The organism is Haemophilus sp. HMSC71H05 (assembly GCF_001838635.1).
GTDB lineage: Bacteria > Pseudomonadota > Gammaproteobacteria > Enterobacterales > Pasteurellaceae > Haemophilus_D > Haemophilus_D parainfluenzae_R.
Genome location: NZ_KV838026.1, coordinates 469,106 through 483,185 on the forward strand (window position 1 = coordinate 469,106; position 14,080 = coordinate 483,185).

The following is a 14,080-nucleotide window of genomic DNA, read 5'->3' on the forward strand; positions in this document are numbered from 1 at the left end:
GTGTATTAGGAGGAGATGATGAAACAAACTGAAATTTTACTGACGATCAAACTTCATCAAGAATTATTTATTGATCCAAAACGTGTTCGCCTCTTAAAAGAAATTAAAGAATGTGGCTCAATCAACCAAGCGGCCAAAAACGCTAAAGTGAGCTATAAAAGTGCTTGGGATCACCTTGAGGCAATGAATAAAATCAGCCCCAAACCGCTTTTAGAACGTAATATCGGTGGGAAAAATGGGGGCGGTACTTCATTAACCACTTATGCTGAGCGTTTACTGCAGCTTTATGATTTGCTCGAACAAACACAAGAGCACGCCTTTCATATTCTGCAAGATGAGACGATCCCGCTAAACAGTCTCCTTTCAGCAACGGCAAAATTCTCCTTACAAAGTAGCGCACGCAATCAATTTTTCGGGAAAGTGGCAAGCCAACATATTGTGGACTCCCGCTGCATTGTTGCAGTAAACATTCAGGATTTAGCTCATCCATTACATGTTTCAATCACAATGCGCAGTGCTGAGCGCCTCAGACTCATTACTGAAAAAGAAGTGATGGTCATGTTTAAAGCCCCTTGGGTGAAAATTAGCACCACCCCATTAGAAGAAAAAAATAACCTTTTCCAAGCGACGATTCTTTCTATGCAGAATGAAGAAGCGATTTTGCAAATAAAGGACAGCTCAATTGAATTTTGTGCGAGTATTCATAGCAAAGATGGTTGGAAAGTGGGACAAGATGTGTGGTTACACGTAGATCCTGAACAGATCATTTTAGCGACATTGAAGTAATATCAGAAACAAAAAGTGCGGTCAAAATTAACCGCACTTTTTATTTTCGCTTACAACGCAATCTCATCAATCGATCGTCCAAAACTTGGCAAAAAGACCTGCAAAAAATAATCCATTTCTTGACTGTGCCATTGTTCCATTAAATTTTCTAAGCGTTTTTTCGCTGTTTTAAATTCATGGTTACCATGCTCTAATTCAAATTGGGCTTTAATATAGGCACAAATCAAATCCGCTTGTTTTACTAAATGCTTTTCTTCTGGGCTAAATTGCTCACTATCTAAGTATGTCGCAAAACTCTCTTGCAATTCAGTCGGGAGCAAACTAATTAAATGCAATTCTGCAGCCGCTTCAATGTCTTTGTAAGCATGAGTGATTTCAGAATTGAAATACTTAATTGGGGTTGGCAAATCTCCAGTAAAAATTTCAGAGGTATCATGATACATCGCCATCACCGCAATACGCTCAGGATTCACTTCCCCACCAAAAAATTGATTTTTAATAATGGCTAAGGCTTGTGCCACAAAGGCAACTTGCAGACTATGCTCTGCCAAGTTTTCCTTTTCAATATTGCGCATCAATGACCAACGCTGAATTAAGCGAAGACGATCTAAACAGGCAAAAAAGTGACTGGTTTTAACTTCCACGATATATCCTTAGTTAGATGGTAACTCTTCAATAACCACAGGGAGATCAATCACTTTACCTAAGCGAGAAACAGTAACAATGACTTCTGTATTCGGTTTAGTATCACTAATAATTTGCATCATTTCACGAATAGATAAGTTATCTTGTTTATTTAAACGTAAAATCACATCACCCACTTGGATGCCTGCTTTCGCTGCCGGGCTATTGGCGGTCACGCCTGTAATCACAATACCACCATTAGAGTTAGCGGTGATTTCACTTTGTACCCCAAAATAACCACGAATCACACGGCCATCGCGAATAATTTTATATAACACATCATTAGCAATACTAATTGGAATCGCAAAATTTAACCCTTCAGCAATTTCATTCGCTGTTTTACCAATACTTAACGTGCTGATCCCTACTAATTCGCCTGCAGAGTTAATCAACGCACCACCAGAGTTACCACGGTTAATTGATGCATCGGTTTGAATAAAGTTTTGACGACCTAAAGAATCGCCAACGGCACTGCGTCCTACCGCACTGATAATCCCTTGTGAGACACTTTGACCAAGGTTATATGGGTTACCAATAGCCAGAGCAATATCACCCACTCGTACTTGGCGTTCTTTATTTTGTGGAATCGTCGAAAGATTGTTTGCTTTGATTTTTAATACTGCAAGATCCGTCAAATTATCCGAACCAATTAAATTTGCTTCATAAATATTGCCGTTTTGCAAAGCGACCACAATTTGATCTGCATTTTGGATAACGTGTTTATTGGTGAGAATATAACCGTCTTTAGTCATAATCACGCCAGAACCTAAGTTATTTACCTGTAATTGTTCACTGTCATTAATGCTAGCAGAAGAAAAAGATCGGTTATACACGTTCACAACGGCAGGTGAAGCAATTCTCACGGCGCTGTTGAAAGACACGATATCATCAGCGGAGAAAAGGCTGCTGTTATTGAGCTTGGGAACGGCAAATAAAATAACACCTGCCGCGGCAAGCCCCCAAAGGGCGGAGTGAAAAAGTTTTTTAAACATTTTTTTATTCTTTTATTAATAAGTTAGGTAAATAACTGAGCTTTAAATCATCCCCAATTCTTTCACATTCTTGCAATTGCCACAATGGGGCATCAGCAAGTTTTTCCAAATGCGGGAGTTGGCATAAGCCTCGAGCTTTATCTCCCAAGAGTTTCGGGGCGACATAAATAATTAATTCATCTACAGCATGTTGTTCAATCAAGCTACCCGCTAAATTGGCGCCCGCTTCTACCCAAACGGAATTCACTTGTCTCTTGCCTAATTCTGTCATCAATAGATCAAAATCATAGTTTTCTGACAGTAGAATTTGCTCACAGAAATCAGGGAATACAGACATATCTCGTGGAATTGAACCCACAAGCCAAACTGGCGAATGGGTATGGAATAATTGATGGCTCGGTTGAACTCGATTTTTAGAATCTAAGAGCACACGAATAGGCTGACGCACGGTTTCTTCAGCATATTCTGCTTTTAGCTCATCGGGGAATTGATTCCAACGCACGTTCAAGCTTGGATCATCGGCTAACACGGTGGCACTTGTTGATAAAAGTGCGGTCGCTTTGGCTCGCATTTTTTGTACATCCGCACGGGCTGCGTCACCTGTGATCCACTTGCTTTCACCGCTCGCCATGGCTGTTCGGCCATCTAAACTCATGGCTAATTTCAGCTGCACATAAGGCTTGCCAGTTCGCATGCGTTTGAGAAAACCTTTATTTAAGGCTTCAGCTTGTTCATTCAATAAATTGACCGCACTTGGTATGCCTGCATCAGCTAACATTTTTAAGCCCTTGCCTGCCACTTGCGGATTAGGATCTGCCATGGCGGCAACAACTCGACTGACACCCGCTTCAATTAAACCTAATGCACAAGGCGGTGTACGTCCATAATGAGAACAAGGTTCAAGCGTCACATAAGCGGTTGCGCCTTTCGCTTTCTCACCGGCATCTGCCAACGCCACACGTTCTGCATGAGGCTGACCGGCTTTAAAATGAAACCCTTTCCCGACAATTTCATCGTTTTTAACTAACACACATCCTACGGACGGATTCGGCGCGGTGGTGTACTGCCCTTTTGCCGCAAGCTCAAGAGCCAGTTGCATAAATTTCACGTCATCAGGGGAAAAGGTGTCACTCATATTAATCCTTTAAGCTTTCAATTTCTTTGGTAAATTCATTGATATTATCAAAGCTCAGGTAAACGGATGCAAAACGGATATATGCCACCTTATCTAATTCTTTCAGCTCATTCATGGCTAATTTACCCACGAGATGACTTGGCACTTCGCGCTCACCTGTCGCACGTAATTGGATAATAATATGGCTGATGGCTTTTTCCACATCATCCGAACTTACAGGGCGTTTTTCTAACGCATGTTGAATACCACTACGCAATTTATCTTCATTAAACGGCTCGCGTGACCCATCATTTTTAATAATTTTTGGCACCACTAATTCGGCTGTTTCAAAGGTGGTAAAGCGTTCATGACAATTCCCGCATTCCCGACGACGACGCACTTGATACCCATCAGAAACCAAACGGCTGTCAATTACCTTAGTTTCTTCAGTTGAACAAAACGGACAACGCATTTTAGCTCCTTTTCAAAATCATTCTTAAGTCAGTATCTTATCAAAAATCCAAGATCTTTTCGATCTGAAGATCTGCTTTAAGACAACATTTCTCCAAACCAAGAAGTGGTTTGTTTCACCAACTGCAAAAGACCATCCTGAGATTTAAATTGTTCTGTTTGCCCCAATACCCTTGCCCAATAAGGATCGACTTTTCTATAACCATAGTTATCATCTTTCGCAAGGGATTCGATATTCGTTAAAACATTATCAAAATTGACTGCACTTTCATCTTTTTCAATAAACTTCGCGATATTTTCCGTTGGAATGAGCTGAATTTGTTGCTGGCTTTGTAAATAGGCCTCAACGTACATTTTCAGTTTCTCAAGTGCGGTTGATTTTTCTATTGTTTTTAATGTTAAATCCTTATCTTTAGCGATAATGCGTGGTGGCAGTGCGTTCTCTTTTGTCGCTAGCTGAATAAGATAATAAAGCCATGGGCGAATACGATAACGATCCTTATATTTTGCAAATCGCCATTCGATTATCTGATTTGCATCGCCAAATAATGGCTCCATATAGCCAAACAAGCGAATATTGCCTTGTGTCGTTTCCACCACAAAATCGACACTCTCACTGTGTGGTGAAGAATAATCCTTAATTTTCTCTTTAAAAGCCAATACATCAGCACGAATGGATTGCGCACAGACTTCCGCAAACTCACCGCGTGGCATGATGCCTTTCACTCGCTGTTTCGCAAAATAATCGTTAAATTGCGCTTCCTCTAAATGTAATAACTCATTACTAATGCGATAATGATCCAAGCCATTTAATGTGAAGTTTTCACTTTCTTCAATGCGATCGTCCTCATCTCGGAAATACACGCCAAGCTGCTTTTCAAAAAAGAATTTCACAGGATTTTCAACAAAACTTACAAAACGATCGAGCTCAATTTCCGTTATTGGCGCTTGATTTTCGCCCATCGGTACAACAAATTCATGACATTTTCTTTCTTGGAATTGGGCAATCGGCAACCATTTTTTCGCAAAAGAGCGGTTAATTTTCCCTTCATTTTGGAAATTGCTTGGACTAAATGCCGTCATTGGATGTTGTTCAATTCTCAAACCATTGTCTGAATAATGATTAATATAATCAACCAATTGGCTCACCAATACTGAAGGCTCTTTAGGTTGATTATCAATAATTGAAGAGCCCACATAACTGACATAAAAATGAGTTCTTGCAGCCAGTAAGGCTTCAAGGAATAAGTAACGGTCATCATCTCGACGAACACGATCGCCTTTTTGATGATGATATTGCATCAAGTCAAAACTATTTGGCGTATGACTGCGTGGGTAATCCGCCTCATTCATTCCGAGCAAACACACTACTTTGAAAGGAATAGAGCGCATAGGTAAAAGTGTGCAGAAGTTCACTTTTCCTGCTAAGAAACGAAGGCTATTTGGCGTTTCTTCTAAACGTGCAGACATCACTTCCGCAATCACATCCGCTTGCAAGGTTTCTTCAAAATTGACGGTCTGCAAATCATCAGCAAAGGCATTAATACAATCTTGAATATAAAATAAGGTATCCGCAGTTTCTTCATTTTGTACAAAGAAATCCGTCAAAAGCGCGGTCAATTTTTCATGCCATTTTTCAATATTATGTGCCTTTTGCAAATCTTGATGCCATTTATTTAAAGCCGTAAAAAATTGATTCACCGCACCAACTAACTGCCCTTTCAATCCATAGCTACTATCAAGTCCAAGACTGTCTTGCCAAACGCCTTGCTCTTCACGCATCGCATAACCTAAGGTCATACGCTCAAGCCCCGCCTGCCACGCATTAAAATTCAGTGTATTCTGCAATTTTTCCAAACCAAAGCGAATACCCGACTCTTTCACCCATTCACGTATTTGTTCGAGATCGGCAAGCGCAATATTAAAACGCTCACGGATAGCGGGAATATCCAATAAAGCGAGCACTTCTTCCGCGCTAAACTGGCTTTCTTTTAAATTTAACAGGGAAAGATAACTCGACACGATCACATCACTTTCAGACAATTTGCTGTCTGAAATCGAGAATGGAATAACGGGTGCGTCCGCACTATTCGCACCAAAGACAGCCTGAATATAAGGCGTGTATTGATTAATATCGGCCACCATGACCACCACATCTTTTGGTGTAATCTGTTCTTCTTTTGGCTTATGCTGATTCTGATTGAATAAATCCAATAAATAATCATGTAGCACTTCAACTTCTCGCATCGCGCTATGGCAAGATTTCACCACCAAAGAGCGGTCATTTTTTGCTACATTTAATGCACCATGGCTTAACGTCAAAATTTGATTTTGGATCTGTCCTAGCAACGTCTTTTCAGGACGTTCTGCATAGTAATCACGGGAAATGGCTTGAATATTTTCTTCATCTCGCACTAATTGATAGAGAAAATCTCGTCCCATTTTTCCCCAAGAGGCTAAAAGCAGATTCCCGCTGAACAATTCTTCTTGTTGATTGGTGTAATCAAGGTCGGCAGGTTCCCATGACACTTGCTCGACTGAAATTAAAGGCTTCACATCGTCGCTTTCTTTCAAGAAACGCTGTCTTTCTAATAAATAGGATTTACTCAGATCTCGCAAATCGCCCCAATATTCTTGGCATGGATTATTGAAGAATAAATGCACGTCTGTTTTAGCTGAAATACCTTGGAAAATATTGAGATAAACCGTTGGCAATGCAGGAATACCAAAAATAAAAATACGTTCTGGTAAGTTGAGTGTAGCATTGGGATCACGGCATAATGCTAAAAATTGTTGATTGAGTGCAGCACGATGCTTTGCTTTTCCACCGAAATCACGTTGGACATCCTCCACCAAGGCTCGCCATAAAATTCCCTGCCAATGAATATTGCCTTTAATTTGAGAAAGAAAGGTAGAATTTAACGCCGAAAGGCCCTGCTTTTGCTGATTAATTTGAGCCAAGATTTTTTCATCGTTATTTTCTTCCCATGCGGCAATCCATTCGGGGCGATAGACGAGATATTGGTCAAATAAATCGGCAACTTTTAGGCTTAATTGATAAAGTTTTTGCTGTTCTGATGCAGGTGAAGACGCTAAATATTTTTTTAATGGTTCAAATTCTTTTTGCTGTAAAAAGGTAGGGATTAATCGCATTAATCGCCATAACGTTGAATCTTTTTCAAAAGGGTTTTGCGTGGAAACATTCGGCAAATTATCGGCGTAAAGTTTCCAAATAAAACTGGAAGGCATGGGGAATTGGAAATTCGCTGCAACACCGCGTTTTTTAGCAATTTCCATTTGTAACCATTGTGCCATACCCGGGCTTTGCACCAACACAATGTCAGACTGAAACGGATCATGTTGAGGTAAATTTTCCAACAGCGAAACTAAAATATCCTTTTGAATTTCTGGTTGGTTTGAATAATAAGTAACGAACAAAATAACGCCCTTTTGAAAGCAAAAACAATGCGTTATTTTACTCGGTTTTCAATAAAAATTCACCTTGAGGATAGCGTATATTCACTTGATGATGACTGCATTGAATTGCAAATTGAATGCCATTTTGTTCTACGCTATTTTCACAAGACAAGCCTAAAAACTGACGTTGAGCCTGATTCTCAGCAATTTGAATTGCCTGAAATTCTTGAAAAATTCTGACCGCACTTTTCCGTTGCTCACTCGTCCATCGATTAAAGATCAAAAATAACCCACTGAAAATCGATAAGGCTAATAAAAGGGACATTAACGACATCCCTTTATTCACTTTAATCTTGTGCACTTAAATCACTCCAACTTTTATCCACCAAACGCCATTGACTATATTCTTGTACGAGTTTTGTCACCACGGCTTTACCGTAAGCCACAGTCACGCCCTCTTCTAACTTAAGCGAACCTCCTGCAATCACTGCACCACTTATTCGTCCTTTGCCGATTAAAGTTAAATCCCCTTCTGCTAACAAAATGCCACTCACATTCCCTTTAATTTCTAATTGGTTTTGCGTTATCCAATACACTTGTGGTGTTTTTTGAGTAGTTAAAGTAGTATCTACTTTCATAAAGTGCGGTTGAAAATCCGCTTGTTTTTCGCTGGAAATAAAATCTCGCAGCATATTTTCATTAATGCCTTTTGTGGGCGATTTCTTAAATAACTCTGCTCGTTTACACCAAACAGAATAGGCCACTTTATCCTCTGCCCCATTAGACTCGAAAAAGACTTGTTTCACTTTTTCAGCACCATTTACAGGCAAGTTTTGGCAAATATGTTTTTGTTGCTGCTGACTGATTTTCTGTAAAGGAAGGCTTTGTTCTACATAATATTTTCGCTGACTCATTTGAGATCGAAAAAACGCAAAGATCTGTTCATCAAATAATAAGATCAGCGCCAATAAGCCTGAAAGTAAAATCAGAGCCGTCAGTGTCACAATCCCTTTTTTCATCATCATTCTTCTTGATTTAATAAAGGCACTACAAGCGAAGTTTCATATTGAATATGCTTATATGCGGCAAGATGCCCTGTGAGTTTAATTTCAATCCCTTTCCCTGCCTTTAACCAATCAAAACGTAATTGAGAGATCTCAAACTCTTTTTCATCCAATAAATCAGTCCATCCACCACCGGCATTACAAGTAGATTGCGTTAAAGCACGTTGACACTCTTCTGAGCGACAATCCGCATTTACCGCATTTTTATAAGTTTGTTTGGTTTCGATCATTTTCTCGTTAAGTTTGTAACCAAACAGCTCTTTTTCGATATTTTTTGCCACATTTTTAACACCATTTACGCAGGTATTCTTGGTGTATTTTTCACCAATACAACCATTGCTATTCAAATCATAAAAAAATAAAACACAACTATTTGACGGGGCATTATCTGCTTGAGCAATGGTTATTGCTGTGCCCTTTTCATCTAATTCGAATAAAGCCAGATTATCTTCGATGAGTTTTTGGCTTGCAGCTCGAAAGCCTACGCGACGCAGATCTTTCCCGATGAGTTGAATTGTGCGTTGTAATTCCGCTTGTAATTTAAGTTGTAACATTAAACGCTGATTTTGCTGTTGAGTTTGGGCATAAAACTGTGCAACCAATAACAATAATAAAGCGGATAAGCCAAGTGAAATCAACAAACTCACCAATGTTTCACCTTTTAATGGTTTCATCTTGTACATGCACTCGCCGCTTGATCAGACTTTAATTTAATACTGCCGACATTGAAAAAAGAGAACAATGTACGATGCTCTTCAGCCTGTAACATAAAACAATTTGTTTCCATGGTATTTCTGGCCCCATTAAATTTCACCGCCACTTCAGATGGATATAATTTAGGGCCTATCAGCATCGTTTTTCCTTCAAAATAAGGATAGTAAAAATGCGCATAAAGGTTTTTAGGACAATTCTGGGGATGAAAACAATCACAAAAATGATCGTTTTTTACTTGAGCAGTAATACACCAACGTTGATTCGCCCTATCTTGATTGGCCAAAATAAACCAAATCGCTGATGAGTTTTCTGCCCTCGCTTGAATATTACGTAAGAAAAAATAAAGCCGTTGTTGCTCTTTTTCGAGAAAATATTTGGGATCGTTTTTCTGCCATTTAGGTAATGCAAACGCTAATGTTAAACTTAAAATAAATAACGTAATCAAGGTTTCTAATAAAGTTATCCCTTTATACATAAAATGCCTTCTTTTTTGACCGCACTTTAAAAGTCCTTTAGAAGAAAGCCAAATTAGCTATGTTATTTTTGCGATACTGATCGCAAATTTCCTTTAAAAAACGGGAAAAACCGTGAATTAAACATTTTCAACTGGCTATTTACTAAAACTCCCTTATAATAGGCGACCTATTATCTGTTCTTTAAAATCTGGTGGAAATATGAATCCAATGTTAAATATCGCTATTCGTGCGGCACGAAGAGCGGGCAACGTGATTGCTAAAAACTATGAGCGCCGTGATGACATTCAAACAAGTAAAAAAGGTATTAATGATTATGTGACCAGCGTCGATAAAGCCGCTGAAGCTGAGATCATTGAAATCATTCAAAAATCTTATCCTGATCACACAATTATCAGTGAAGAACGTGGTGCATTAGAAGGCAAAGACAGTGATATTCAATGGGTAATTGATCCACTAGATGGCACAACCAACTTCGTAAAAGGTTTGCCACATTTCTCCGTTTCTATTGCTATCCGTGTAAAAAACCGTACCGAAGTGGGCGTGGTTTACGATCCTATTCGTAATGAATTATTCACCGCGGTGCGTGGTGAAGGCGCAAAATTAAATGAAGTGCGTTTACGTGTAGATAGCCAAAATGAACTTAACGGGGCGATTTTAGCCACCGGTTTCCCATTCAAACAACCAAGCTTAATGCCAACTCAATTTGCGATCATGAATAACTTAATTGATGAGGCTGCAGATTTCCGTCGTACAGGTTCAGCCGCATTAGACCTTTGCTATGTCGCTTCTGGTCGCGTTGACGGTTATTTCGAAATGGGTTTAAAACCTTGGGATTGTGCAGCGGGTGATTTAATCGTGCGTGAAGCAGGCGGTTTAGTGTGTGATTTCAATGCGGGTCACGGCTATTTACGCTCAGGCAATATTGTGGCTGCACCAGCACGTATTTTAAAAGAAATGCTAAATAAAATTCAGCCTTGCTTAACCGAACAAGTTAAGTAAGCCTAAATAAAAAGTGCGGTGGATTTCACCGCACTTTTTTATAACTAATTTCTGTCGAGTGGCTTTCTATTTTCTTCCGTTTCCGGCTCTAGATCTAATTTTGCCATAAGAAGTTGATCGCCATCTTCTTCTGGGTTGCCTGTCACTAACAATTTATCCCCATAGAAAATAGAGTTCGCTCCCGCCATAAAACACATGGCTTGCATTTCTTCACTCATGCCTTGACGACCTGCAGAAAGGCGAACATAACTTTTCGGCATAGTAATACGTGCAACCGCAATAGTGCGAACAAACTCCGTCCAATCTAAATCAGCTGCATCAGCCATTGGTGTGCCTTCCACTTTCACTAATTGGTTAATTGGCACTGACTCTGGCTGAGGATCAAGATTTGCCAAACTTGCAATAAGGCCTGCTCGCTCTTTACGGGTTTCATTCATACCCACAATACCACCACAGCAAACTTTTAAACCGGCATGACGCACTTTTCCTAATGTACTTAAACGATCATCAAAACGGCGTGTACCAATGACATTGTGATAATTCTCTGGCGCGGTATCTAGATTGTGGTTGTAATAATCCAATCCTGCATCTTTTAACTCTTCCGCCATACCATCTTGCAACAACCCAAAGGTACCGCAAGTTTCTAAGCCAATATCTTTTACCGCACGAATAATCGCCGTCACTTTTTCCATATCTTTAGGCTTAGGACCACGCCATGCTGCACCCATACAAAAACGTCCTGCACCACGTGCTTTAGCAATTTTGGCTTTTTCGACAATTTCATCAATATCCAAGATCTGCTGATTTTGTACGCCTGTTTGATAACGTGCGGATTGAGGACAATAACCACAATCCTCTGGACAGCCACCCGTTTTAATTGACATCAACGTCGATAACTGTATCGCGCCAGGGTTGAAATGCTCTCGATGCACTTGAGCCGCACGATAGACTAATTCTAAAAAAGGTGTTTCAAATAGCGCTTCGACTTTACAAACAGACCAATACTCTACTGATGGATGGGGCGTAATAGATGAAAGCTGTACTACATTTGTTGTGGTCATTATATTTTCCTCATTTAAGCTATGTCGCTTTTATTAAGTTGAGCATATTACTCTGCAATATGATAAAAAGAGATCAGATCACTTTTCCTTGATGAATTTCAATCACTCGATCAATATGCCGTTCAATTTCTTTGGGTTGATGTGTCACCAGTAACATGGTGAGCTTTTTTTCTTCACATAATTGATCCATTAAATCCTGCATTTCAATGCGTAATTTAGGATCAAGAGCTGAAAAAGGCTCATCCAATAATAAAATGGGTTTATCTCGTAGCAAACAGCGCGCCAATGCCACACGCTGTTTTTGCCCGCCTGAAAGTGCGGTCGGTTTTCTCGTTAAAAAATCCTGTAAACTGACCGCACTTGCAGCTTGTTCTACAAGTGATTTTTCTTCTGCATTTAAGGCTAAATTCGGTTTTAAACCTAAAGCGATATTCTCTTCTACGGAAAGATGAGTAAAGAGATTGTTTTCCTGAAATAGCATGGAAACAGGGCGTTCAAAAGGTGCCGTTTTGGTATGGTTTTCACCATTTAGCCAAATCTCGCCACTATCAGCATATTCAAATCCGGCAATTAAATTCAGCAAGGTACTTTTTCCTGCGCCACTTTCACCAATGATGGCGATTTTTTCCTGGGCTTGAATCTGTAAATCAAATACCATCGGCATGGATTGATAATTGAATACTACATTATTTAATTTAATCATGTTGTTCCTTCTGCCCTTCAATGAACATAAATAAACCTAAACATAAGCCCAATAAAATCAATGCCGTCACTGCCGCTTCTTGGCTTCGATATTGCCCGATTTGTTGATAAAGCAAATGAGGCAAAGAAGTAAAATCAGGGCTACCAAATAAGGCTATCGCCGTAAAATCGCCGAGTGATAAAGTCGTCGCAAGCGCCAAGGCATATTTCAATGGTGTTTTTAGCAGCGGATATTCAATTAAATGAAAACGCTGCCAGCCCGCAATATTCAGCGATAAACAGAGTTTTTCATAATATTGCATCGATTGATTCATTGGTGTATTGAGAATTTTGATGACAAATGGCAAGGCAGCCAAGGCGTTACAAACCGATACCACTACAAACAAATGCCCTGCCGAAAAATCAATATCTTGCAACCAAAGGAATAAGCCTACTGCTAAAACGATCGTCGGAATGGCTAAAATCATCATGCCCCCCGTTAAAATTAAATGAGCTAATTTGGGGTGATATAACCATTGTAGTTGTCGTGAAAGCAACAATAAGAAGAATCCAAATACTACCGATAAAATCCCGGCTGTCGGTGCCATGGTTAATGAATAAGCAAGCGCTTTCCATAATTGTGGATTTTGCCAATAGCCAAATAATTGAGTTGCAGATAAACCTTGAAAAACAATATTGAATAAGGGAGTTAGAATAAATAAGCACACCGAGAATAAGACAAAAACATGTCCAAATTTGACCGCACTTGAAGAAGGCAAAACCCAGCGATAACGTTGTGAAATCTGCGTTTCAGGTGCTTTTGCCCAATATTGTGAAAGTGAAAATAACGCAAAACAAAACGAAAATTGTACAAGCGCAAAAAGTGCGGCTTTGGGTAAATCAAATTCAAAGAAAATGGCTTGGTAAATCGCAACTTCTAGCGTGCTATTTTGTGGCCCGCCACCCAGTGCCAACACTATCGTAAAACTGGTAAAACACAGCATAAAAATCAGCACAAAGACAGAGACTATTTGGCTCTTCAAATAAGGCCATTCAATTAAACGGAAAAATGTAAAACCTTTGATATTCAATTGTGCCGCGAGTTGGTGCTGTTCGGTCGGTACACTTTGCAAAGCCTGTAAACTCATTCGTGCCGCTAAAGGAATATTAAAAAATAAATGGGCAATGAGAATCCCACTTAAACCATAAATGGAAGGTTTCCATGAAATACCTAAGGTTTGCAGCAGCTGTGTTAGCCAACCGGCAGTGCCATAAATACCAATTAGGCCGAAAATAGCCAGTAATGCCGGCAAAACAAATGTGAGGGAAAAAATGCGTAAAATGAGCGATTTGCCTTTGAAATCTAAATAGAAAAAAGCACGCGCAAATAATGTTCCAATTACACTAGAAAGCAAAGCTGACAAGAATGCCTGCCAGAAGCTAAAGGCGATGACTTGATGCAAATAATCGTCTTTTAAGAAATCAGATAAGGCATAATCACTTCCTACTGAAAAAACCGCAGAAAGGGAAAATCCATAGAGTAAAACAATGAAAAAAATGACCGCACTTCCGCCCAAATAATGGCGAGGACGAAAATGCGGATGTTGCAATAAGCTCATTA

At 39.7% G+C, this 14,080-nt stretch carries 14 protein-coding genes; 2 read left to right on the plus strand and 12 right to left on the minus strand.

Features of this window, described 5'->3' with window-relative positions; all coding sequences use genetic code 11:
- The first annotated feature begins 18 nt into the window (after nt 1-18).
- Nucleotides 19-786, plus strand: a complete 768-nt coding sequence (locus HMPREF3279_RS03635) for a TOBE domain-containing protein (RefSeq protein ID WP_070868101.1) — start codon at nt 19-21, stop codon at nt 784-786.
- A gap of 50 nt (nt 787-836) precedes the next feature.
- Here HMPREF3279_RS03635 and yfbR read toward each other — a convergent pair whose 3' ends face one another.
- From yfbR to HMPREF3279_RS03680, 9 genes are all read right to left on the minus strand, one after another.
- Nucleotides 837-1,433 carry a 5'-deoxynucleotidase gene (gene yfbR, locus HMPREF3279_RS03640; protein WP_070868102.1) on the minus strand — a complete coding sequence of 199 codons (597 nt, stop codon included), beginning with the start codon at nt 1,431-1,433 and terminating at the stop codon, nt 837-839.
- 6 nt (nt 1,434-1,439) lie between these two features.
- Complete coding sequence (gene degS, locus HMPREF3279_RS03645; protein ID WP_070868103.1) at nt 1,440-2,462, minus strand: outer membrane-stress sensor serine endopeptidase DegS; 1,023 nt, start codon at nt 2,460-2,462, stop codon at nt 1,440-1,442.
- Nucleotides 2,463-2,466: 4 nt separating this feature from the next.
- Complete coding sequence (gene ribD / locus HMPREF3279_RS03650; RefSeq protein WP_070868104.1) at nt 2,467-3,597, minus strand: bifunctional diaminohydroxyphosphoribosylaminopyrimidine deaminase/5-amino-6-(5-phosphoribosylamino)uracil reductase RibD; 1,131 nt, start codon at nt 3,595-3,597, stop codon at nt 2,467-2,469.
- Nucleotide 3,598: 1 nt separating this feature from the next.
- The gene (nrdR, locus tag HMPREF3279_RS03655) at nt 3,599-4,048 is read right to left on the minus strand and encodes a transcriptional regulator NrdR (protein ID WP_005695670.1); all 450 of its coding nucleotides are present in this window, start codon (nt 4,046-4,048) and stop codon (nt 3,599-3,601) included.
- A gap of 77 nt (nt 4,049-4,125) precedes the next feature.
- Nucleotides 4,126-7,485, minus strand: a complete 3,360-nt coding sequence (gene recC, locus HMPREF3279_RS03660; RefSeq protein WP_070868105.1) for an exodeoxyribonuclease V subunit gamma — start codon at nt 7,483-7,485, stop codon at nt 4,126-4,128.
- Nucleotides 7,486-7,522: 37 nt separating this feature from the next.
- A complete protein-coding gene (locus HMPREF3279_RS03665; protein ID WP_049383247.1) occupies nt 7,523-7,789 on the minus strand; it encodes a DUF5374 domain-containing protein in 267 nt (88 codons plus the stop codon).
- Between the two features lie 22 nt (nt 7,790-7,811).
- Nucleotides 7,812-8,489, minus strand: coding sequence for a DUF2572 family protein (locus tag HMPREF3279_RS03670; protein WP_070868106.1), 678 nt, complete (start codon nt 8,487-8,489; stop codon nt 7,812-7,814).
- Nucleotides 8,486-9,202, minus strand: a complete 717-nt coding sequence (locus HMPREF3279_RS03675; protein WP_083327163.1) for a type II secretion system protein J — start codon at nt 9,200-9,202, stop codon at nt 8,486-8,488. The genes HMPREF3279_RS03670 and HMPREF3279_RS03675 overlap by 4 nt, the downstream gene beginning before the upstream one ends.
- On the minus strand, nt 9,199-9,717 hold the full coding sequence (locus tag HMPREF3279_RS03680; RefSeq protein ID WP_070868108.1) for a prepilin-type cleavage/methylation domain-containing protein: 519 nt from the start codon (nt 9,715-9,717) through the stop codon (nt 9,199-9,201). The genes HMPREF3279_RS03675 and HMPREF3279_RS03680 overlap by 4 nt, the downstream gene beginning before the upstream one ends.
- Before the next feature lie 199 nt (nt 9,718-9,916).
- Here HMPREF3279_RS03680 and suhB point away from each other — a divergent pair, with 199 nt between their 5' ends.
- Nucleotides 9,917-10,717, plus strand: coding sequence for an inositol-1-monophosphatase (gene suhB, locus HMPREF3279_RS03685; RefSeq protein ID WP_005695663.1), 801 nt, complete (start codon nt 9,917-9,919; stop codon nt 10,715-10,717).
- A 44-nt stretch (nt 10,718-10,761) separates the two neighbouring features.
- Here the strand turns inward: suhB and bioB are convergent, their stop codons facing one another.
- The 3 genes from bioB to thiP form a co-directional block, all read right to left on the minus strand.
- Entirely contained in the window at nt 10,762-11,778 is a 1,017-nt protein-coding gene (gene bioB / locus HMPREF3279_RS03690) for a biotin synthase BioB (protein WP_049374926.1), read from the minus strand.
- Nucleotides 11,779-11,851: 73 nt separating this feature from the next.
- A complete protein-coding gene (gene thiQ / locus HMPREF3279_RS03695) occupies nt 11,852-12,481 on the minus strand; it encodes a thiamine ABC transporter ATP-binding protein (protein ID WP_070868109.1) in 630 nt (209 codons plus the stop codon).
- The gene (gene thiP / locus HMPREF3279_RS03700) at nt 12,474-14,078 is read right to left on the minus strand and encodes a thiamine/thiamine pyrophosphate ABC transporter permease ThiP (protein ID WP_070868110.1); all 1,605 of its coding nucleotides are present in this window, start codon (nt 14,076-14,078) and stop codon (nt 12,474-12,476) included. The genes thiQ and thiP overlap by 8 nt, the downstream gene beginning before the upstream one ends.
- Nucleotides 14,079-14,080: the final 2 nt, after the last annotated feature.

Bases quoted from the DNA above. Each gene is read 5' to 3' on its own strand.
- HMPREF3279_RS03635 (WP_070868101.1), top strand. From the start codon at position 19: ATGAAACAAACTGAAATTTTACTGACGATCAAACTTCATCAAGAATTA.
- degS (WP_070868103.1), bottom strand. From the start codon at position 2,462: ATGTTTAAAAAACTTTTTCACTCCGCCCTTTGGGGGCTTGCCGCGGCA.
- ribD (WP_070868104.1), bottom strand. From the start codon at position 3,597: ATGAGTGACACCTTTTCCCCTGATGACGTGAAATTTATGCAACTGGCT.
- nrdR (WP_005695670.1), bottom strand. From the start codon at position 4,048: ATGCGTTGTCCGTTTTGTTCAACTGAAGAAACTAAGGTAATTGACAGC.
- HMPREF3279_RS03665 (WP_049383247.1), bottom strand. From the start codon at position 7,789: ATGTCCCTTTTATTAGCCTTATCGATTTTCAGTGGGTTATTTTTGATC.
- HMPREF3279_RS03670 (WP_070868106.1), bottom strand. From the start codon at position 8,489: ATGATGATGAAAAAAGGGATTGTGACACTGACGGCTCTGATTTTACTT.
- HMPREF3279_RS03675 (WP_083327163.1), bottom strand. From the start codon at position 9,202: ATGAAACCATTAAAAGGTGAAACATTGGTGAGTTTGTTGATTTCACTT.
- HMPREF3279_RS03680 (WP_070868108.1), bottom strand. From the start codon at position 9,717: ATGTATAAAGGGATAACTTTATTAGAAACCTTGATTACGTTATTTATT.
- suhB (WP_005695663.1), top strand. From the start codon at position 9,917: ATGAATCCAATGTTAAATATCGCTATTCGTGCGGCACGAAGAGCGGGC.
- bioB (WP_049374926.1), bottom strand. From the start codon at position 11,778: ATGACCACAACAAATGTAGTACAGCTTTCATCTATTACGCCCCATCCA.
- thiQ (WP_070868109.1), bottom strand. From the start codon at position 12,481: ATGATTAAATTAAATAATGTAGTATTCAATTATCAATCCATGCCGATG.
- thiP (WP_070868110.1), bottom strand. From the start codon at position 14,078: ATGAGCTTATTGCAACATCCGCATTTTCGTCCTCGCCATTATTTGGGC.